The organism is Rhodococcus sp. ARC_M5, from assembly GCF_022810405.1.
Lineage (GTDB): Bacteria > Actinomycetota > Actinomycetes > Mycobacteriales > Mycobacteriaceae > Rhodococcoides > Rhodococcoides navarretei.
In genome coordinates this window covers 34073-55749 of the sequence record NZ_JALGQE010000024.1, presented here as the reverse complement: position 1 = coordinate 55749, position 21677 = coordinate 34073, and the positions used below count along the sequence as shown (strand labels likewise).

Sequence of the window (21677 nt, the reverse complement as noted above, 5' to 3'; positions counted from 1 at the left end):
ACAGCGGGTCGGGTACCGACACATCGTTCGAAGGACAGCCCACCGGGCGTCGGTCACATTGAGAGTCAGGCCCCAACCCACCGCAGATATCCAGTATCACCGGACACATTCATACTCACAGTCACATCGAGTACCCCCCCGCGGACGGCAGCTCAGGAGTTGCGGGGCACCAGACCGTGACTGTCGAGTGCGTCGAATACATCTCGCGGGTCGGTGCCGAGGTCCCATCTGCCGAAGATGATCAGTCGATCGTCGTCTTCTCCGGGTGGCCGCACGTCGAGTTCGAGCATCGGTACGCGTCGACCCAGTCGCGGGTATTTCACGATCTTGATGCGCACTATGTCGGCGCGTGAGTACGTGCGGATTCCGCCGAGTCGTTTCATCGTCAGCGTTCCGTCGTGTGTGATGGCCAGCCGGGGGCGTTGGACCGCAGCGAGGGCTGCCAGAATCCACATTCCGACGGCGGCGAGTCCCACGAGGAACGTGCCTGCTGCGTCGGTGGACGAGAGTGCAGCGCCGACTCCGAGGGCGATTCCGCCTGCGACCAGGGCCGCGACGGCAACGAGTGGCGTCGCCCACTGCTGTTCGTACACACCCTGTGGATCATTCCGAGAGTTATCCACAGGGTTTATCCACATTGGGGATGAATGACATGGATGTAACTCGGGCCGCGATCAGCGCCACCGCATGGTCATGACGAGTCCGACGACCATGAATCCGAAGCCGATCAGGAAGTTGTAGGCGCCGAGGTTTCCGATGAAGGCGATGTCCTCGGAAGCCAGGTAGTAGACGATCAGCCACAGCAGTCCGACCACCATGAATCCCAGCATCAACACCACGTACCAGATGGGCGACGGCCCGGCGTTGACCTTCACCGGCGTGCGGTTCGCCGGGTTGACGGTGTAGTCGTTCTTCTTCCGTACCTTCGACTTCGGCATTGCTTCCTCTTCACGTTCGTGACGGCCGGCGGCGCTGCGGCCGTACCTGTGGACAATTGACGACGGACCTGTGGATCGGTGGGTGAACGGCATCCCCAGGCTATTGTCACCTCGAGGACCGTGTCGGTCACGGACCCGGTTGCTGTACACGCTAACCCAGGTGAGCCCAGCACCGACCCACCGGACAAATTGCGAGCGCCCGTGAGACGACGATCGACCGTAACCGCCGACACCCGCTGGTGGGTGCTGACCGTTGCCGTGTGCGCCGTCGTTGGTCTGCTGCTCGGCACCACCAGGAATGTCTCGGACGGCTCCGAATTGCGCGGTGGAGACACCACCCGACTCGCCGATCTGGTCGACGCCGCCCAACGCAGCAGCGACGATGCACAGCGAAGCCGGGAAACGCTCGAACAGCAGGTGAACTCCATCCAGCAGCGCACCGCGACAGGGGACACCGACGTCGCCGACGCCTTGGCGCGGGTCGATTCCCTGGCCGATGCGGCGGGACGGGAGGCCGCGTCCGGTGCCGGACTGACCGTCACGATGGCCGACGCCTCCCGGGGGCCCGACGGTTCGTATGCGTCCGACGCGTCGGTCGACGATCTGGTGGTCCATCAGGTCGATGTGCAGAGCGTGCTCAACGCGTTGTGGGCGGGTGGCGCGTCGGCGATTGCGATGCAGGATCAGCGGCTGATCACCTCCTCGGCGCCACGCTGCATCGGGAACACTCTTCTTCTCGGCGGCCGGACGTACAGCCCGCCGTATGTGATGACGGCTCTCGGTGATGCGGATCGGCTGCGCGCGGCGTTGAAGAACGAGCCGGGCGTGCGGTTGTACGAGCAGTACGCGTTGCGGTACGGCCTGCGCTACGACGTCGCGTCCGCGGAGGAGCTCACGGTGCCCGCGTACTCCGAATCGGTGCGCATGCGGTACGCGCAGCCACGCTGAGTACGCTGTCGACATGCGCATTCTCGTCGTCGACAACTACGACAGCTTCGTCTTCAACCTCGTCCAGTACCTGGGTCAGTTGAATGCCGATGTCGAGGTCTGGCGCAACGACGACGAGCGCCTCACCGATCGGGATGCGGCCGCGGCTCAGTTCGACGGCATCCTGCTCAGCCCGGGACCGGGCACCCCGCAGCGCGCCGGTGCCACGATGGACCTGGTCTCGGCCAGTGCTCGTGCCAAGACACCGCTGCTCGGCGTCTGTCTGGGCCATCAGGCGATCGGCGCAGCGTTCGGGGCCACGGTGGAGAAGGCTCCGGAGCTGTTGCACGGTAAGACCAGCCTGGTTCACCACTCGGGCGTCGGGGTTCTGGAAGGGATGAACGAGCCTTTCACCGCCACCCGCTACCACTCGTTGACCGTCCGCGAGGACACCATTCCGGCCGAGCTCGAGATCACCGGACGCACCGAATCCGGCCTGGTGATGGCGATGAGGCACGCCGAGCTGCCGATTCACGGCGTCCAGTTCCACCCCGAGTCCATCCTCACCGAGGGCGGACACCGCATGCTGGCCAACTGGCTCACAGTCTGTGGGATGCCCACCGACCAGGGACTCGTCGCCAAGCTCGAAGCTCAGGTCTCCGAAGCCTTCGCCTGAGCTTCGCAGCCCGAAGCTACCGCTAGCCGGTCGGGATTCCCAGGGCACCGATGGTCACGGTGATGGTGTCGGACTTGCTGATCTCCGAGCCCGCGGGCTGAGTCTGAGTGATCACTCGTCCGACCATCAGCGGGTCCAGGGTGGACTGCCTCGACGTCGACAGATTCGACGCGGTTCCGGTCCATCCCGCCGACTCCAGTGCCGTCAGAGCCTGTGCTTCGGTCAGCCCGGACAGATCCGGCATCGGGATCTTGTCTCCGTTCGAGACTCGAAGCGTGACGACGGTGTTCTCGGCGACGTTGGCACCTCCGGCGGGGTCGGTCGAGACGACCTGTCCCACCGGCTGACTCGAGTCGATGTTCTGCACCTGCACGCGGAGTCCTGCACCCGCGACGTTCGGCTGTGCCACGTCGACGAGCTGGCCGACGACGTCGGGCATCCGTACCTGCGCCGGGCCGGAACCGAGCGTGATCCGAACCTGCGAGTCGGCGTTCATGCTCACACCGGAGGACGGGTTCTGTTCGACGACGCGGTCGAGGTTCTCCGGCGTCGACGGCGCCCGGGCGATGGTGGGATCGAGTTCGAGGCCCACCTCGTTCAAGGCGTCGGACGCTTCCTGTTGCGTGCGTCCGGTCAGGCGCGGAACCTGTACCTGCTGGGGTCCCGAGGAGACGTCGAGCTGGATGTCCCCGGGCGATTCGGTCTGCGACCCTGCGGCCGGGGTGGTGCCGATCGCCGAACCCTCGGGAACCGACGCATCCGGCCTCTCCTGCGGACGGACGCGCAGACCGACGTTCTCGAGTTCGCTCTGGGCCTCGGCGGCGGACAGCCCGGCGACGGACGGCACAGTGACGGTCGTGGGGTCGGCCCCAGGGCCGAGCGACCACAGGAAGGCCCCCACGATCGCGACCACGATGATCGACGCCGCAGAGATCAGCGCGATCTTGAGACCTCGACGGTTCTTGGGCTCGTCCTCGGGCTCGGCGTGCCTCGAAGCGCGGGGCGCTGCAGCCACTGCGGCGGGCTTGCCGGTGAAATCCGCCTGACGGGAATCGACCGATCCGAGGATCGTGGTGCGGTCCTCGTCGTTCATGACCATCGGCGCGCTCGGCCGCTGACCACCGAGTACCCGGACCAGGTCGGTACGCATCTCGGCAGCGCTCTGGTAGCGGTTGGCGGGGTTCTTGGCCATCGCCTTGAGGATGATCGAGTCGAGTTCGCGCGGAACCGCGTCGTTGACCAGCGACGGCAGCTGGGGATCCTCGCGCACGTGCTGGTAGGCGACGGCGACCGGTGAGTCACCCGTGAACGGCGGTTCGCCGGTGAGTATCTCGAACAACACACATCCGAGCGAGTAGACGTCCGATCGAGCGTCGACCTGTTCGCCGCGGGCCTGCTCGGGTGAGAGGTACTGGGCGGTTCCGATCACGGCCGCGGTCTGCGTCATCGGTGACGAGGAATCGGCGATGGCGCGCGCGATCCCGAAGTCCATCACCTTCACCGCGCCTGCGTTGTTGATCATGATGTTCGCCGGTTTGACGTCGCGGTGCACGATGCCGTTGCGGTGGCTGAAATCGAGTGCAGCACAGACGTCGGCGATGACTTCCATGGCCCGACGCGGTGCCATGGGTCCCTCGGCGCGCACGATGTCGCGCAGAGTGTCGCCGTCGACGTATTCCATGACGATGAACGGGAGCGGACCGGCTTCGGTCTCGGCTTCACCGGTGTCGTACACAGCCACGATGGCGGGGTGGTTCAGTGCGGCCGCGTTCTGGGCTTCGCGCCGGAACCGCAGGTAGAACGTGGGGTCCCGGGCGAGATCGGCGCGCAGAACCTTGATGGCGACATCGCGGTCGAGACGAGTGTCGCGCGCCAGATGGACCTCGGACATGCCACCGAAACCGAGTATCTCGCCCAGCTCGTAGCGAGCGGACAGCGTACGGGGAGTCGTCATGGTCGTCCTTGTGGCTCTTGCGGGAACGGGATCTCGATGAGCGGCCGTCTCGTCGTCGTCTGCGTGGGCTCCGCCGAGGTCGTGGTGGTTTCTTCGGTGGTCGTCGGCTCCTGCGTGGTCGTCGTCGTGGTCGTCGTGGTCTCTTCGGTGGTGGTGGTTTCTTCGGTGGTCGTCGTCGGTTCGGTCGTCGTGGTCGTCGTGGTGGTAGTCGGCTGCGTCGTGGTGGTGGTCGGCGGCACGAACGGGGTCTGCGTGTCGTCTCTACCCCCGGTCAACAGCACGTAACCGCCGATGAGGATGGCCAGCAACAACAGTCCGGCTCCGCCCCACGCAAGTGCCTTCTGCGCCGACGACATTCCGGTCGCCTCGGGCACCGCGGCCGCCGCCGTTCCGGTGGCCGGTCCGCGATAGTCGCGCTGGGATGTCGGCATCATCTGGGTGCTCGACGGCGGAGGCGGCTGCGGGCTGGGCACGACGCCCGGCATCATGACCCTGCCGGTGCCGGTGCCGCGTGAATTTCCCGGTGCAGGCGGACGACGGCCTGCCCGGACCGCGGCGACGGCGTCGGCGAACTCGCCACCGTTGGCGTAGCGCGCAGCGGGGTCCTTGACCATCGTGATCTCGATGAGTTCGCGAACGGCAGGGGGTAGGTCGACCGGCATCGGTGCAGGCGTTTCGCGGACGTGCTTCATGGCGACGGTCAGGGCACCGTCACCGACGAACGGGCGCGAGCCCGCAAGTACTTCGTATCCGACGACACCGAGCGAGTAGACATCCGACGCCGAGGTGGCCTCCTCGCCGAGCGCCTGTTCGGGGGCGATGTACTGCGCGGTGCCCATGACCATTCCGGTCTTGGTCACCGGGGACGCGTCGACGGCCTTGGCAATGCCGAAGTCGGTGATCTTGACCTGCCCGGTGGGGGTGATCAGGATGTTGCCGGGTTTGACGTCGCGGTGTACGACGCCCGCGGTGTGGGCGATCTGCAGGGAGCGGCCGGTCTGCTCGAGCATGTCCAGGGCGTGGCCGAGCGGCAGCCGAGACATGCGGCCCAGGACGGCATTGAGCGGTTCCCCGTTGACCAGTTCCATCACCAGGTAGGCCAGTGATTCGCCTGCGCCGTCTCGGGTCTCACCGTAGTCGTAGACCCCGGCGATTCCGGGGTAGTTCAGCTGCGCGGTGGTACGGGCCTCGAACCTGAAGCGCTGCAGGAACTCCGGGTCCTCGGAGAACTCCGCCTTGAGTACCTTGACCGCCACCCGGCGATCGAGGCGATTGTCCATGGCCTCCCACACCTGGCCCATGCCACCGGTGGCGATGAGGCGCAGAAGTCGATAGCGCTGTGCGATGACAGCTCCGTTGCTCAATGGCACGTTATGTCACCTCCCCTGCAATGCGGCTGCGATGACGGCGCGCCCGATGGGTGCGGCCACGGATCCGCCGGTCGCGGCCAGGGCTCGGTCGCCGCCGTCCTCGACGATCACGGCGATGGCGACCTTCGGATCGTTCGCGGGCGCGAATCCGATGTACCAGGCGTGCGGCGGAGTGTTGCGTGGGTCGGAACCGTGTTCTGCGGTACCGGTTTTCGACGCGATCTGTACGCCGGGGATCTTGCCCTCGCCGCTGGTGTTGTTCTCGGAGCCGATCATCAGGTCGGTCAGCGTGGCCGCGGTATCGGAGCTGATGGCCTCTCCCATGGACTTGGGCTGGTAGCTCGACAGGTCCGACAGGTCGGGAGACTGCAACTGCCGCACCAGGTTCGGGGCCATCCGCACGCCGCCGTTGGCGACGGTGGCCGCGATGACCGCGTCCTGCAGAGGCGTCAGCGCAACGTCTCGCTGGCCGATGCTGGACTGGCCGAGGGCGGCGTCGTCGTCGATGGGTCCGATGGTGCTGTCGGCGACGGTGAGCGGAATGGTGGTGTCCTCACCGATGCCGAACGCTGCTGCGGTGTCGCGCATCCCGTCCACTCCGGTGTCGATGCCGAGCTCGACGAAGGCGGTATTGCACGAGCGCGCGAAAGCCTCACGCAGCGTTGCCGTCTGGCCACCCCCGCACGTCGAACCGTTGTAGTTCTCCAGCGTCGTCGAGGTTCCCGGCAGCGTGATGTTCGACGCGGCCGTGAGTTGATCGTCCGGTGTCGCGCCTGCTTCGAGAGCGGCGGCGGTGGTGATCACCTTGAATGTCGATCCCGGTGGGTAGGTCTGCGAGATGGCCCGGTTCACCATCGGCTTCTCGGGATCGTTGCTCAGGTTCTCCCATGCCGTCGTCGTGGTGCTGCCGTCGTGGCTGGCCAACAGGTTGGGGTCGTAGCTCGGTGTGCTGGCCATGGCCAGAATGTTGCCGGTGGCGGGGTCGAGAGCCACGACCGAACCGGTGTAGCCCTTGGCTGTCAGCTGGTCGTATGCGACTTGCTGGACGACGGGGTCGATGGTGGTGACGACGTTGCCGCCGCGGGGATCTCGGCCCGAGATGAGGTCGAACAGCCGTCCGCCGAAGAGGCGATCGTCCGAGCCGTTGAGCACCGGGTCCTCGGCGCGTTCGAGGCCGCTGCTCGAGTACAACATCGAGTAGTAGCCGGTGATCGGCGCGTTGGCCTGCGGGCTGGCCGGGGAGATCGAATTCTGGGGGTAGGTACGCAGGTACTTGTAGCGGTCGTCGGTGGGGACCGAGGATGCCAGTACCTGACCGCCCGCCGAGATCTGACCACGTTGGCGCGAGTACTCGTCGAGCAGAACGCGCGAGTTTCTCGGGTCGGTACGCAGATCGTCCGCCTTGATGACCTGAAGGTAGGTGGCGTTGGCGAGCAACGCGACGACCATGACCATCACGGCGATGGATACGCGGCGCAAGGGTGTGTTCATGCGCGCTTCACCATCTCGGTGGGTGCCTCCGCGATGGGTGCTGCCGGAGCGGGCTTCTTCTTGGGCGTTGCCGGCTCACGGGCTGCGTCGGAGATCTTGATCAGCAGTGCGAGCAGCAGGTAGTTGGCGAGAAGCGAAGATCCTCCGTAGGACAGATACGGCGTGGTGAGGCCGGTGAGCGGAATGAGCTTGGTGACGCCGCCGACGACGACGAACAACTGGATCGCGATGGTGAACGACAGACCGGCGGCCAACAGCTTGCCGAAGCTGTCGCGGACGGCGAGCGCTGTGCGCATACCGCGAATGATGAACAGCAAGTACAGGATCAGGACCGCGGTCAGGCCGATGAGACCGAGTTCTTCTCCGACAGTCGCGATGATGAAGTCGGTCTTGGCGAACGGAACCTGAGAGGGGCGGCCACTGCCGAGCCCGGTACCCGCCAGCCCGCCGGTGGCGAAGCTGAACATCGACTGGACGATCTGGTAACCGGTGTCGTTGTAGTCGTCGAACGGGCGCAGCCAGGTGTCGGTACGGATCTTGACGTGGCCGAACACCTGGTACGCGAACAGGAACCCGACGAGGAGCAGGCCGAACCCGATGATCAGCCAGCCGACGCGCTCGGTGGCGATGTAGATCATCACCAGCACGGTTCCGAAGATCAGTAGGGACGTGCCGAGGTCCTTCTCGAACACCAGCACGCCGACGGAGACGATCCACACGACCAGGATCGGCCCGAGGTCGCGGGCCCGTGGGAAGTCCATTCCGAGGAAGTGCTTGCCGGCGACGGTGAACAGTTCGCGCTTGGCGACCAGCAGCGATGCGAAGAAGATGAGCAGCAGGATCTTCGCGAACTCCCCGGGCTGAATGCTGAAGCCGGGCAGTCTGATCCAGATCTTCGATCCGTTGACCTCGGAGAACGCAGACGGGAGCATCGCCGGAATGGCGAGCAGCACCAGGCCGGCGAGGCCGACGGTGTAGCCGTAGCGAGCCAGCGTACGGTAGTCGCGCAGCAGCACCAGCAACGCGACGAAGCCGGCGATCGCCAGTGTCGTCCACAGCACCTGCTGGTTGGCATCGGGCGACGGAATGGGGTTGCCGAGATACTGCGCCTGTTGCTCGTCGGCCAGGTCGAGTCGGTGAATGAGCACCAGACCGAGGCCGTTGAGCAGCGCCACGATCGGGAGCAGCAGCGGATCCGCATAGGGCGCAAAACGCCGGACGGCAAGGTGGGCCACCGTCATCAGCGCGAGGTATGCGACCGCGTACTTCGCCAGATCCCAGGTGATGGTCTGTTCCTGACTGGCTTCCACCAGTACCAGGGAGATCGTGGTGATCAGCACCGCTGCACCGAGCAGAAGCAGCTCGACGCCACGTCGGTTGGATTGAATCGGTGCGGGCGCGAACCCTCCGGGCGGACTCGGGAACGACCCTCCCGTGGACGCAGTGGAACTCATCGAGTACCGGTCCTGCAGTTCTGGCCGGGAACCTGCGGAACCGTCGGTGCCGGTACCTCGGTGGTGGTCGGTGCGGCCTCGGGAACGGGTTCCGCGGCGGGGGGCAACGGCACCCCGGGTGGCGGGATGATCGCCGTCGGAGACGGTTCGACGGTCGTGGTGACGACGGGCTCGGTCTCGCACACCTGAAGCAGGTCGCCGGCGGCCAGCCGCTCGACCTGGCCGCGCGCGTCGTCGAGGGATCCCGACGGCAACCCGGCCGTGACCTGCTCACGTGCTGCCGGCAGAAGATCGTCGATCTCGAACGGAACGCAGTTCGCCGGAGCGTCGTTCGGGGCGGTCAAGGTGACGGTACCGTCGTCGTCCAGGCAACCCACCAGTTCCACGCTCTGCAGCGAGTAGCCGAGAACCGAACCTGGCAGACCGCGTAGCACCGTCACCTTGCTGTTGTCGGCACCGACGTAGTAGTTGCCCTTGATGATCGAATTGGCAACGAGCGCACCGATTCCCGCCAGCACCACCAGGGTCAGGGCGATCAACGTCCAGCGCAGCTTGTGCGACTTCTTCTCGGGGGTGACGACGGGGCTGGTGACGCGCTTGGGCGTCGAGCGGGGGGGACGCATCGCTGCGGCCCGCCCTGCTGCGGTGTTGGGCGGAGGGGCGTCCTCCTCGTCCTCGGTGCTGGCGGCACCGCCGAGGATCGGGTGGCTCTGGCCGTAGTCGAGGTCGATCACGTCGGCGACGACGACCGTCACGTTGTCCGGGCCACCACTGCGAAGAGCGAGTTCGATGAGACGGTCCGCGCAGGGTCCCGTCTCGCCCTCGTTCATGGTGTTCTCGATGGTCTCGTCGCTGACGACGTCCGAGAGGCCGTCGGAGCACAGCAGATAGCGGTCGCCCGCTCGGACCTCTCGCACGGTGAGCGTGGGTTCGATCTCGTTGCCGGTGAGGGCCCGCATGATCAGCGAACGCTGCGGGTGCGTGTGGGCCTGCTCGGCGGTGATGCGGCCCTCGTCGACGAGCGACTGGACGAAGGTGTCGTCACGGGTGATCTGGGTGAGCGAGCCGTCACGCAGCATGTATGCGCGTGAATCGCCGATGTGTACCAGGCCGATTCGCTTGCCCGCGAACAGGATTGCCGTCAGCGTGGTGCCCATGCCGTCGAGCTCGGGTTCGTCCTCGACCTGATCGGCGATCGACGCGTTGCCTTCACGGGTCGCCGCCTCGAGCTTGCCCAGCAGATCCTCACCGGGCTCGTCGTCGTCGAGGTGAGCAAGCGCGGCAATCATCAACTGCGAGGCCACTTCACCGGCGGCATGGCCACCCATGCCGTCGGCCAACGCCAGCAGCCGAGCCCCGGCATACACTGAGTCCTCGTTGTTGGAGCGAACCAGACCACGATCGCTGCGGGCGGCGTAGCGAAGGACGAGGGTCACGGGCGCAACTCGATCACGGTCTTGCCGACACGGACGGGGGTTCCCAGGGGCACGCGAACTGCGGTGGTCACCTTCGCTCGGTCGAGGTAGGTGCCGTTGGTCGAACCGAGGTCTTCGACGTACCAGTCGCCGCCGCGGGGCGAGATGCGTGCGTGCCGTGTCGACGAATAGTCGTCTGTCAGAACGAGAGTCGAGTCGTCCGCGCGTCCGATGAGCACGGGTTGCGTGCCGAGGGAGATGCGCGTTCCGGCGAGGCCGCCCTGGGTCACCACGAGGTACTTGGCCACCTTCTGCTTGTTGAACGACGGAAGAACTTTCGAGCCACCCGAGTAGCGGGCAGGCACTCGCATGCCCGCGGCCGCGTAGATGTCACTGCGGAGGGTGCGAAGGACCGCCCAGACGAAGAACCACAGCAGGAGCAGAAAGCCTGCCCTGGTCAGTTGCAGAATCAATCCCTGCACGACGATTCACCTCCTCCTTCGCGATCGGACCTGCATTCCGCACACATCGAGGTTGCGGCGCGGCAGACATGGTTGCCTCGCAGCATCATAGGGTGAAGTCGCTCGTGTGGACGACATACGGGTGGACGAGCGTGCGAGTCGACCGTCAGACGATCCGGACCAGAATTTCGGAGTGCCCGGCCCGAATCACGTCGCCGTCGGCCAGTTGCCAATCCTGCACCGGAGCGCCGTTGACGGTGGTGCCGTTGGTGGAACCGAGGTCGGAGAGCATGGCCACGCGGCCGTCCCAACGGATCTCGATGTGGCGACGCGAGACCCCGGTGTCGGGGAGCCGGAACTGCGCGTCCTGGCCCCGGCCGATGATGTTCTGACCGTCCCGTAGCTGGAAGTAGCGGCCACTGCCGTCTTCGAGCTGCAACGTCGCGGCGAGTGCCTGACTCTGACCCGCGTACGAGGCGGGCTGGTCGTAGCCGTATCCGTCGCCACGATCGCCCGAGCCCTGCGGGTAGCCGCGGCCGTAGGCGGCCTGGGCAGGCGGGTAGTCGTAGGCAGCCTGCTGGTACCCGGGCTGCTGGTAACCGGCCGCCTGAGGCTCGGCGTACCGACCGGCAGGCTCGCTGTACGCCTGCTCCTGGTAGGGAGCCTCGGAATATGCAGCACCACCCTGCTCGGCACCGTTGTAGTCGTAGCCCTGGCCGTTGTAGCCCTGGGCGTCGTACCCCTGAGCGTTGTAGCCCTGGGCGTCGTAGCCCTGAGCGTTGTAGCCCTGGGCGTCGTAGCCCTGCTCCTGGCCGTGGGGTGCGCCGTAGGCGTGGGGGTCGTAGCCCTGCTCCTGGCCTGCGGCGGCGCTGTAGGCCTGACCCTGCTCGCCATACGGCTGCTGGTCGTAGCCCTGGGGGTTGTACGGCTGCTGCTGGTCGTAGCGCGGGTCGTAGTCGGCGGGCGCGTACGCCTGGGCGTCGTACCCGTTCTGCTCGCGCGCGGCGTAGCGCGGATCCTGGCCACCGGTGTAACCGTTGCGCTCGCGCGGATCGGAACGATGACCGTCCGCGGGATCGCGCTGCGGGTCGTAGCCTGGGTTCTGCGTCATGGGGCCGGCTCCTGGTATCGACATCGGTGGGGCAGACGGTCGCTGCGTAGCTGAAGGAACGGCACTGGGTGCTGCTGGTACCGACGCGCCCTGCTGCGCGGACCCTTTCCGTGCAGCAGTCGCCGATCGTCCCACATCGGGATCGACCGAGCCAGCGGCCCGAAACTGCCCGGTATGGAGAGTGGGCGACGGCTCGAAGCGAACCACCACGTCACCGTAGGTCTGCCACCCCTGATCTCGGATGTAATCGTCGAGGTGGCGGGAAAATGCCTTGACCGTGAGTTCACGATCGCCGGCGAGCTCGTCGTGGTCCGAGCTGTTGATGGTGATCACGTAGCTGTTGGGTGCCAGAAGGTGGCCGCCGTCGAGGGGCCGAACCAGATCCGACGCCTCCTGCTGGAGTGCCGCCTCCACCTCCGCGGGTACGACGCCTCCGCCGAACACGCGGGCGAAGACGTCGCCGACAGCGCCTTGGAGTTTCCGTTCGAAACGCTGAACGATGCCCATCGTGACCCCTCCTCTCACTGTGTTCTTCCACCGTGTGGTGCCTGCTGGGGAGCAGGCTGCGTCGGCCGCGTGTCATCACGAAGTCGCGCTGCCAGCATGATATACGGTGCGGCCGACGGAGACCGCGTGCCGCCGTCGCCCTCAGGGAGCTGAAGGCGGCGATTTTCGACCGCGGCAGGGTGCGTGTTAGTGTTCTCGCCGTCACCCGGGCGGGTGGCGGAATGGCAGACGCGCTGGCTTCAGGTGCCAGTGTCCTTCGGGACGTGGGGGTTCAAGTCCCCCTCCGCCCACCACACTGGCCGCAGCTGATTCGATCGCTGCGGCCAGTAGTTTTTTCCGGGCTCAATTGTCTTACAGGCGTGTAGTTCTCGGCCGATGTCGGCATCGGTATCGGAATGATGTCCGCAGGGTGGTCTCGGCAGCGCGAATTCGCTGGTGAACGCCGATAATAGGTTTACCTTATTTGCGGGGGCACCCAGGTACTGACTTATCGTTCGTAGTTGGATAGGCCTCATCACGGCCGAATCCGCCCCGACCTCACTTTTCTACCACGCGCCCACCCGCTCGTGCAGAGGAAAGCGTCGACGATCGACAGGTGCAGCTTCAACGGCGAGGACGCACCGCAGGCCGTTCGCGCAGCCGGTTACACCACACCGTCGCCGACGAGTATCAAGGCTGGACTTATCCGAAGGCTAGGTATGAAGCACACTCCGGGCCCGCAAGGCCTCTACGACCCCGCCAACGAACACGACTCCTGTGGTGTCGCGTTCGTGGTGGACATGCACGGTCGACGCAGTCGCGACATCGTCGAGAAGGCGATCACCGCTCTGGTCAACCTCGAGCACCGCGGTGCTGCCGGCTCCGAACCGAACACCGGTGACGGCGCGGGCATTCTGATCCAGGTTCCGGACGCGTTCTTCCGCGCCGTCGTAGATTTCGAGCTCCCCGCGCCCGGTGCCTACGCAACCGGTGTCGCGTTTCTGCCGCAGGGCCGCAGTGACGCAGCGCGGGCGTGCGAGGGTGTCGAGCGCATCGTCGAGAGCGAGGGCCTGACGGTCCTCGGGTGGCGTGAGGTTCCCACCGACGACTCCTCCCTCGGCGCACTGGCGCGCGACGCGATGCCGACCTTCCGTCAGTTGTTCCTCGCCGCTCCCGACGCCTCGATCACCGATCTGGACCTCGAGCGTCGTGCGTTCGTCATCCGCAAGCGGGTCGAGCACGAGCTGGGCGAAGAGGGCGCGGGCAAGGACGGCCCCGGCCGCGAAACCGTGTACTTCCCGTCGCTGTCCTCGCAGACGTTCGTCTACAAGGGCATGCTGACCACGCCTCAGCTCAAGGGCTTCTACCTCGACCTGCAGGACGAGCGCGTGGAAAGTGCACTCGGGCTTGTGCATTCGCGTTTCTCGACCAACACGTTCCCGTCGTGGCCGCTGGCGCACCCCTTCCGACGCGTCGCCCACAACGGCGAGATCAACACCGCCACCGGCAACGAGAACTGGATGCGTGCCCGCGAGGCGCTCATCACGTCCGACGTGTTCGGCGGTTCCGAGGCCCTCGAGAAGATCTTCCCCGTGGTCACCCACGGAGCAAGTGACACAGCACGATTCGACGAGGTCCTCGAGCTGCTGCACCTCGGTGGTCGCAGCCTGCCGCACGCCGTGCTCATGATGATTCCCGAGGCGTGGGAGCGGCACGAGTCGATGGACCCCGCACGTCGGGCGTTCTACAAGTACCACTCCTCACTGATGGAGCCCTGGGACGGACCGGCCTCGGTGTGCTTCACCGACGGCACCGTCATCGGAGCGGTCCTCGACCGCAACGGCCTGCGCCCGAGCCGGCTGTGGGTCACCGACGACGGCTTGGTCGTCATGGCGTCCGAGGTCGGCGTTCTCGACATCGACCCGTCCAAGGTCGTCCGCAAGGTTCGCCTGCAGCCCGGTCGGATGTTCCTCGTGGACACCGCGCAGGGCCGCATCGTCTCCGACGACGAGATCAAGGACGAGCTCGCCGCCGAGCATCCGTACCAGCAGTGGCTCGACGAGGGCCTGACCTCGATCGACGATCTCCCCGAGCGCCCGCACGTGCACATGCCGCACGATCGCGTGCTCATCCGTCAGCAGATCTTCGGGTACACCACCGAGGAACTGAACGTGCTGGTCTCGCCCATGGCGAAGGCCGGTGCCGAGGCCATCGGTTCGATGGGTACCGATACCCCGATCGCCGTGCTGTCGGCTCGGCCGCGGATGTTGTTCGACTACTTCTCGCAGCTGTTCGCGCAGGTCACCAACCCGCCGCTCGACGCGATCCGCGAAGAGATCGTCACCAGTCTCGGCGGCACCATCGGACCCGAGGGCGATCTGCTCAACCCGGGTGCCGACGGGTGCAAGCAGATCGTGCTGCCGCAGCCGATCCTGCACAACGACGACCTCGCCAAGCTCGTACACATCAACGACGAGGGCACTCAGGAAGAACTTCGCTCGGTGGTCGTGCGTGGTCTCTACCCGGTGTCCGAGGGCGGTGAAGGTCTGCGAAAGTCGTTGGAGGCCATCCGCGCTCAGGTTTCTGCGGCCATCTCCGGTGGCGCGCGGATCATCGTGCTCTCGGACCGCGAGTCGAGCGAGAAGCTCGCTCCGATCCCGTCGCTGCTGCTGACCTCCGCGGTGCACCATCACCTGGTGCGCGAGAAGACCCGCACCAAGGTGGGTCTGATCATCGAGGCCGGTGACGCCCGCGAGGTCCATCACATGGCGCTGCTCATCGGTTTCGGTGCGGCAGCGGTCAACCCGTACATGGCGTTCGAGTCGATCGAGGACATGATCGAGCGCGGTGCCCTCACCGACATCGAATTCGACAAGGCCGTCTCCAACTACATCAAGGCCGCGGGTAAGGGCGTGCTGAAGGTGATGTCCAAGATGGGCATCTCCACTCTCGCGTCGTACACCGGTGCTCAGCTGTTCCAGGTCATCGGCCTGTCGCAGGAACTGGTCGACGAGTACTTCACCGGGCTCAACAGTCATCTCGGCGGTATCGATCTCGACCAGGTCGCCGACGACGTCGCAGCGCGGCACGCGGTGGCGTACCTGGACAACCGTCAGGAGCGCGCGCACCGCGAGCTCGAGACCGGTGGCGAATACCAGTGGCGTCGGGAAGGGGAGTACCACCTCTTCAACCCGGACACGGTGTTCAAGCTGCAGCACTCCACCCGCACCGGTCAGTACGACGTCTTCAAGGAATACACGAAGATGGTCGACGACCAGTCCGAGCGTCTGGCATCCCTGCGCGGCCTGTTCCGCTTCAAGACCGAAGAGCGCCAAGCCATTTCGATCGACGAGGTCGAGCCGGCCAGCGAGATCGTCAAGCGGTTCTCCACGGGTGCGATGAGCTACGGGTCCATCTCGGCCGAGGCGCACGAGACCCTCGCCATCGCCATGAACCGACTCGGCGGACGTTCGAACTCCGGTGAGGGCGGCGAGGACGTCTCGCGATTCGAGCCGGACGAGAACGGTGACTGGCGACGCAGTGCCATCAAGCAGGTCGCGTCGGGACGTTTCGGCGTCACCTCGCACTACCTGACCAACTGCACCGACATCCAGATCAAGATGGCGCAGGGAGCCAAGCCCGGTGAGGGCGGCCAGCTTCCGGCGCACAAGGTGTATCCGTGGGTCGCCGAGGTTCGACACTCGACGCCCGGCGTCGGCCTGATCTCGCCGCCGCCGCACCACGACATCTACTCGATCGAGGATCTGGCGCAGCTGATCCACGACCTGAAGAACGCCAACCCGCAGGCCCGCATCCACGTGAAGCTGGTCTCCGAGGTCGGTGTCGGAACGGTCGCGGCCGGTGTGTCCAAGGCGCACGCCGACGTGGTGCTCATCTCGGGCCACGACGGTGGCACCGGCGCAACGCCGTTGACGTCGGTCAAGCATGCGGGTGGACCGTGGGAGCTCGGTCTGGCCGAGACCCAGCAGACGTTGTTGCTCAACGGTCTTCGCGATCGCATCGTCGTCCAGGTGGACGGTCAGCTCAAGACCGGCCGCGATGTCATGGTTGCCGCACTGCTCGGCGGTGAGGAGTTCGGCTTCGCCACAGCTCCACTCGTCGTCTCGGGCTGCATCATGATGCGCGTCTGCCACCTCGATACCTGCCCCGTCGGTGTCGCAACGCAGAACCCGTTGCTGCGCAAGCGTTTCGCGGGTAAGCCGGAGTTCGTCGAGAACTTCTTCATGTTCATCGCCGAAGAGGTGCGCGAGCTCATGGCCGAGCTCGGCTTCCGCACACTCGACGAGGCCGTCGGCCAGGTGGGTCTGCTCGACACCACCGCGGCCAAGGAACACTGGAAGGCGTCCAAGCTGGATCTGTCGCCGATCCTCGAAGAGGTCGAGTCGGCTTTCATGAACCAGAACCTGTACAACACGGGGGTCCAGGATCACGGACTCGACAAGGCACTCGACCAGCAGCTCATCTCGGCCAGCCGCAACGCGCTGGACAAGGGCGAGAAGGTCGCGTTCGAGTCCAAGATCACCAACGTCAACCGCACCGTCGGCACGATGCTCGGGCACGAGGTCACCAAGGCCTACGGCGGCGTCGGACTCCCGGACGACACCATCGACATCACGTTCACCGGCTCGGCCGGCAACAGTTTCGGTGCATTCGTCCCGTCCGGAATGACACTCCGACTGAACGGCGACGCCAACGACTTCGTCGGTAAGGGACTCTCCGGTGGACATCTCGTGCTGCGGCCGTCGTTGAACGCTCCGAAGGGATTCGTCGCCGAGGACAACATCATCGGTGGCAACGTGTTCCTGTTCGGTGCCACCAGCGGTGAGGCGCTCATCCGCGGGGTCGTCGGCGAGCGGTTCGCGGTTCGCAACTCCGGCGCGGAAGCCGTCGTCGAAGGCGTCGGCGACCACGGGTGCGAGTACATGACCGGCGGCAAGGTCGTCATTCTCGGCACGACGGGCCGGAACTTCGGTGCAGGCATGTCCGGCGGCGTTGCGTTCGTCTTCGACCCGGACAAGACGTTCGAGGCCAATCTCAACACCGAGTTGGTCGACATCGAGGAGCTCGAAGGTGACGAGTTCACCTGGCTGAAGGACATCGTCACCCGTCATCAGGAGCAGACCGGCTCCGAGGTGGCCGAGCGGATCCTCGCGGACTGGTCACAACAGGTGAACCACTTCGTGAAGGTCATGCCTCGCGATTACAAGAAGGTACTGCTGGCCATCTCCGAAGCCGAGAAGAACGGCGCGGACGTGGACGAAGCGATCATGGAGGCAGCTCGTGGGTGACCCACAGGGATTTTTGAAGAACACGGTTCGCGAGGTACCCAAGCGGCGGCCCGTCGACCTGCGCCTGATGGACTGGAAAGAGGTCTACGAGGACTTCTCGAAGGACACGCTGCGCACCCAGGCAAGTCGGTGCATGGACTGTGGTATTCCGTTCTGCCACAACGGCTGCCCGCTCGGGAACCTGATTCCCGAGTGGAACGACCTGGTGTTCAAGGACCGCTGGCGCGACAGCATCGATCGACTGCACGCCACCAACAACTTCCCGGAATTCACCGGGCGGTTGTGCCCGGCCCCGTGCGAGGCGGCCTGTGTCCTGGGCATCAACCAGGATCCGGTCACGATCAAGCAGGTCGAGGTCGAGATCATCGACAAGGCCTTCGAAGAGGGTTGGGTCACGCCGGTCTATCCGACGCACCTGACCGGTAGGACCGTCGCCGTCGTCGGCTCCGGACCCGCGGGACTTGCTGCAGCGCAGCAGCTGACCCGCGCCGGACATACCGTCACGGTGTTCGAGCGTGCCGATCGGATCGGTGGATTGCTGCGCTACGGCATCCCCGAGTTCAAGATGGAGAAGCGCCACATCGATCGACGGCTGGCGCAGATGGAGGCCGAGGGCACCGTCTTCCGCACCGGAGTCGATGTCGGCGTGGACATCTCGGCCGACGAACTGCGCGAGCAGTTCGACGCCGTCGTCCTCTCCGGCGGTGCCACCGCCTGGCGCGACCTGCCCATCGAGGGCCGCGAGCTCGATGGCATCTACCAGGCCATGGAGTTCCTGCCGCACGCCAATCGCGTCCAGCAGGGCGACTTCGCTGCACCGCCCGTCAGTGCCGAGGGCAAGAAGGTCGTCATCATCGGCGGCGGCGACACCGGGGCCGACTGCCTGGGCACCTCGCACCGTCAGGGTGCCGAGAGCGTCCACCAGTTCGAGATCATGGCCCGGCCGCCCGAGGAGCGTGCGACGTCCACCCCGTGGCCGACGTACCCGCTGATGTACCGGGTGGCGTCCGCACACGAGGAGGGCGGCGAACGCGTCTTCTCCGTCAACACCGAGCGTTTCGTCGGCGAAGACGGCAAGGTCACCGCGCTCGAAGCCTGTAAGGTCGAGTTCAAGGCAGGCAAGTTCGAGAAGGTCGAGGGCAGCGAGTTCACCCTCGAGGCCGATCTGGTTCTGCTCGCCATGGGATTCGTCGGACCCGACAAGGGCGGCCTGCTGACCGACCTGGGTGTCGACTTCAATCAGCGCGGCAACGTGGAGCGCACCAACGAGTGGGTCACCAACGTCCCCGGCGTGTTCGTCGCCGGAGACATGGGTCGCGGCCAGTCGCTCATCGTGTGGGCCATCGCCGAGGGCCGCTCCTGCGCGGCCGCCGTCGACACCTTCCTGCAGGGAGAAACGGCACTGCCGTCGCCGATCGTGCCGACCCAGGCACCGCAGCGGTAAATCGCTTTTCTTCACCGAGCTCGAAGTTATGGATGGATTACGGTTCGATCCCGTCCATAACTTCGAGCTCGGCTGCGTTTCATGACCTCGCCCACGCGGTTACGTCCGTTAACCATGTGGGCATCTGATGGTCACAGGCCGCTGTCATTGTGGTGATCGAACAGAAGAAGCGTTCGATCACCCAGTGAGGCCCCCTCCCCATGAGTGTCAAGAAGATCTGCGCCGGTATCGGCGTCGCAGCAGCGGTTGCGTCGGGCATCGTCGTCGGAGCGGCATCGCCCGCCGCCGCCGATCCGGCCGATTGCCCGACGATGTATGTCGTCGCCATTCCGGGCACCTGGGAGACCAGCTCGGGCGCGGCACCGAAGCCGGGGATGCTCACCGACGTCACCGATCGTCTCGGTAGCGATATCCGCACCGACTACGTCTCGTATCCCGCTACCGCGTTCCCGTGGGAGGGCGAGGTGTACGGGCAGTCCCGCGCTGCGGCCGTCGCCAACGCGGGCGGAATGTTGAAAGCCATGGCAGATCGTTGTGGCACAACGAAACTCGGCATCATCGGCTACAGCCAGGGCGCCGACGCGGCCGGCGATCTCGCCGCCGCCATCGGCACCGGAGTCGGCGTGGTGCCCGCGGACAGGGTGGTGGCAGTGGGCTTGATCTCCGACCCGAAGCGCTCCGATACCGATGCTCTGGTGGGGCCGGCCGTGGTCGGAACCGGTGTCGGCGGACCGCGGGTCGGCGGATTCGGCTATGTCAGCCCCGTGGTGCGGACGTTCTGTGCCGTCGGCGATCTGTACTGCTCGACGCCCAAGGACGACTACGTCGCGCGGTTGGCCGGCTTCTTGGCCGTCTCGTCCAACCCCGCGCCCGACGTCGCCGACCAGTACTCGCAGGAAGCGCAGTCCCTGATCTCCGATCTCGCAGCAGCCGGTGGGTTGCCGGTGCTGCAGGGCCAGCTCTCGGACCAGGCCAACGAACAGCGCCGCCGGGAGATCGAGGCGTTCTACCGTTCCGGAATTCACCAGGAGTACCAGAGCTACGACGTCGAGAACGGCCGGTCCGCGACGCGATGGTTGGCGCGCTACCTCGCCGACGCGGTCTGACGGCGGAGCAGCACGAAGACCGCCACCGCACTGACGGCCATCAGACCGGCGCTCCAGCCGGCCGCGAGATTGAAGCCGTCGATGAACGACGAGTTGGCAACGGCGGTCAGTTGCGAGCCGAACGGTTCCGGTAGGTAGTCGGCGACGGCGATGGCACCGCCGATGGTTTCTCTGGCGGGGTCGGCTATCTCGGAAGGCGTCCCCACCGGGATGACGTCCTCCATACGGTGGCGGTAGACGGTGCTGCCGATCGTGCCGAGGATCGCGATGCCGACGGCCCCGCCCAATTCGGCTCCGGTCTCGGACAACGCCGATGCGGCACCGGCCTTTTCGGGAGCCGCGGCGGTGAGCACGATGTCGGAATTGAGCGTCGACGCTGCGCCGATACCGAAGGTCAACACGGCCATGCCGGTGAGCAGCAGCGGTAGCCCCGAGTCGGCGTTCACGAATACCATTGCCGTGCAACCGATGGCGATGGCCAACAGTCCGCCGGCGATGATCGTGCCCGTCCGGATCACCTTGCTCAGAGTCGGCGCGAGCACGGCACCGGCCGCGGCGGTGACGGCGGGAACGAGCAGCCACAGACCGGCTTCGAGCGGCCCGAGCCCGACGACGAGCTGTAGGTACTGAGACGCGAAGAGGCTGAATCCGGTCATGGCGAAGATGACCAGGAACTGCACCACGACCGCTGCGCTGAAGGCTCGTTCGGCGAAGAGCGTGACGTCGATCAGCGGGTTCGCGGCCCTGCGCTGCCGGAGGACGAACACCGTGCCCAGTGCCAGACCGGCGAGCGCGCTGACGCCCGCGGCGGTGTCGATTCCCTCCTGTGCGCCGTGCTTGATGGCGAAGACGATGGAGAGCATGGATGAGATCGCGAGGACCACGCTGATCGGGTCGAATCTGCCGGGGTCGGCGTCCTTGAACTCGGGCACCAGCAGTGGGGCAGCGACGAAGAGCACGACCATGATCGGGATGTTGATCAAGAACACCGAACCCCACCAGAAGTGTTCGAGCAGAACACCTCCGATGACGGGCCCCACCGCAGCTCCGCCCGCGAAACCGGCGGTCCACAGACCGATGGCCTCCTTGCGTTGAGCGGGATCGTGAAACATGTTGCGTATCAAAGAGAGTGTGCTCGGCGCGATGGTGGCTCCACCGATCCCCAGGAGAGCGCGTGCGGCGAGCAGCATTTCGGGGGAGGTGGAGAACGTTGCGGCGAGTGACGCGGCACCGAACACGACGGCGCCGATCATGAGCAGGGTGCGTCGGCCGATGCGATCGCCGAGCGAGCCCATGGTGATGAGGAGGCCGGCAAGCAGGAATCCGTAGATGTCGAGGATCCACAGCGTCTGGTTGCCGGTGGGTTCGAGATCGGCCGACATGAACGGCAGGGCGAGGTACAGCACCGACATGTCCATCGACACGACGAGAATCGGCACCACCAGCACTGCGAGGCCGAGCCAATCCTTCCTGGTGGCGCGTTGGTCGGTTGCCGTCTGGCTCACTGTGACTTCCCTTCCCGATTCGACACCTCA

At 65.8% G+C, this 21677-nt stretch carries 15 protein-coding genes and 1 tRNA gene; 6 read left to right on the top strand and 10 right to left on the bottom strand.

Annotated features, from left to right (window positions below):
- Positions 1-152: 152 nt before the first annotated feature.
- Together MTX34_RS23805 and crgA are read right to left on the bottom strand one after the other, a co-directional pair.
- Positions 153-638 (bottom strand): PH domain-containing protein, encoded by a 486-nt coding sequence (locus MTX34_RS23805; protein WP_243611056.1) that lies wholly within the window; start codon positions 636-638, stop codon positions 153-155.
- Positions 639-674: 36 nt separating this feature from the next.
- Positions 675-938: a cell division protein CrgA gene (crgA, locus tag MTX34_RS23800; RefSeq protein ID WP_243611055.1), complete on the bottom strand. Its 264-nt coding sequence runs from the start codon at positions 936-938 to the stop codon at positions 675-677.
- A gap of 201 nt (positions 939-1139) precedes the next feature.
- Between crgA and MTX34_RS23795 the strand changes: the two genes are divergently transcribed.
- A complete protein-coding gene (locus tag MTX34_RS23795) occupies positions 1140-1886 on the top strand; it encodes a DUF881 domain-containing protein (RefSeq protein ID WP_243611054.1) in 747 nt (248 codons plus the stop codon).
- A gap of 13 nt (positions 1887-1899) precedes the next feature.
- The gene (locus tag MTX34_RS23790) at positions 1900-2541 is read left to right on the top strand and encodes an aminodeoxychorismate/anthranilate synthase component II (RefSeq protein WP_243595708.1); all 642 of its coding nucleotides are present in this window, start codon (positions 1900-1902) and stop codon (positions 2539-2541) included.
- Between the two features lie 22 nt (positions 2542-2563).
- On the opposite strand, the gene pknB is transcribed toward MTX34_RS23790, so the two are convergent.
- The 7 genes from pknB to MTX34_RS23755 all read right to left on the bottom strand — a co-directional run bounded on the left by pknB (position 2564) and on the right by MTX34_RS23755 (position 12304).
- The gene (gene pknB / locus MTX34_RS23785; RefSeq protein ID WP_243611053.1) at positions 2564-4495 is read right to left on the bottom strand and encodes a Stk1 family PASTA domain-containing Ser/Thr kinase; all 1932 of its coding nucleotides are present in this window, start codon (positions 4493-4495) and stop codon (positions 2564-2566) included.
- A complete protein-coding gene (locus MTX34_RS23780; RefSeq protein WP_243595710.1) occupies positions 4492-5865 on the bottom strand; it encodes a serine/threonine-protein kinase in 1374 nt (457 codons plus the stop codon). Before MTX34_RS23780 ends, pknB begins: the two co-directional genes overlap by 4 nt.
- A gap of 6 nt (positions 5866-5871) precedes the next feature.
- Complete coding sequence (locus MTX34_RS23775) at positions 5872-7356, bottom strand: penicillin-binding protein 2 (RefSeq protein WP_243595711.1); 1485 nt, start codon at positions 7354-7356, stop codon at positions 5872-5874.
- Positions 7353-8810 carry an FtsW/RodA/SpoVE family cell cycle protein gene (locus MTX34_RS23770; RefSeq protein WP_243595712.1) on the bottom strand — a complete coding sequence of 486 codons (1458 nt, stop codon included), beginning with the start codon at positions 8808-8810 and terminating at the stop codon, positions 7353-7355. Before MTX34_RS23770 ends, MTX34_RS23775 begins: the two co-directional genes overlap by 4 nt.
- Positions 8807-10246 carry a PP2C family serine/threonine-protein phosphatase gene (locus MTX34_RS23765; RefSeq protein WP_243595713.1) on the bottom strand — a complete coding sequence of 480 codons (1440 nt, stop codon included), beginning with the start codon at positions 10244-10246 and terminating at the stop codon, positions 8807-8809. Before MTX34_RS23765 ends, MTX34_RS23770 begins: the two co-directional genes overlap by 4 nt.
- Complete coding sequence (locus MTX34_RS23760) at positions 10243-10707, bottom strand: FHA domain-containing protein (RefSeq protein ID WP_037195344.1); 465 nt, start codon at positions 10705-10707, stop codon at positions 10243-10245. The genes MTX34_RS23765 and MTX34_RS23760 overlap by 4 nt, the downstream gene beginning before the upstream one ends.
- Before the next feature lie 145 nt (positions 10708-10852).
- On the bottom strand, positions 10853-12304 hold the full coding sequence (locus MTX34_RS23755; RefSeq protein WP_243595714.1) for a DUF3662 and FHA domain-containing protein: 1452 nt from the start codon (positions 12302-12304) through the stop codon (positions 10853-10855).
- Between the two features lie 207 nt (positions 12305-12511).
- Between MTX34_RS23755 and MTX34_RS23750 the strand changes: the two genes are divergently transcribed.
- The 4 genes from MTX34_RS23750 (at position 12512) to MTX34_RS23735 (ending at position 20142) form a co-directional block, all read left to right on the top strand.
- Positions 12512-12597, top strand: a tRNA-Leu gene (locus tag MTX34_RS23750).
- A gap of 405 nt (positions 12598-13002) precedes the next feature.
- Positions 13003-17592: a glutamate synthase large subunit gene (gene gltB / locus MTX34_RS23745; RefSeq protein ID WP_243595715.1), complete on the top strand. Its 4590-nt coding sequence runs from the start codon at positions 13003-13005 to the stop codon at positions 17590-17592.
- Positions 17585-19036 carry a glutamate synthase subunit beta gene (locus MTX34_RS23740; protein ID WP_243611052.1) on the top strand — a complete coding sequence of 484 codons (1452 nt, stop codon included), beginning with the start codon at positions 17585-17587 and terminating at the stop codon, positions 19034-19036. Before gltB ends, MTX34_RS23740 begins: the two co-directional genes overlap by 8 nt.
- Positions 19037-19236: 200 nt before the next feature.
- Positions 19237-20142 carry a cutinase family protein gene (locus tag MTX34_RS23735; protein WP_243595717.1) on the top strand — a complete coding sequence of 302 codons (906 nt, stop codon included), beginning with the start codon at positions 19237-19239 and terminating at the stop codon, positions 20140-20142.
- On the opposite strand, the gene MTX34_RS23730 is transcribed toward MTX34_RS23735, so the two are convergent.
- Positions 20121-21647, bottom strand: coding sequence for an MFS transporter (locus MTX34_RS23730; protein WP_243595718.1), 1527 nt, complete (start codon positions 21645-21647; stop codon positions 20121-20123). The genes MTX34_RS23735 and MTX34_RS23730 overlap by 22 nt on opposite strands.
- Positions 21648-21677: the final 30 nt, after the last annotated feature.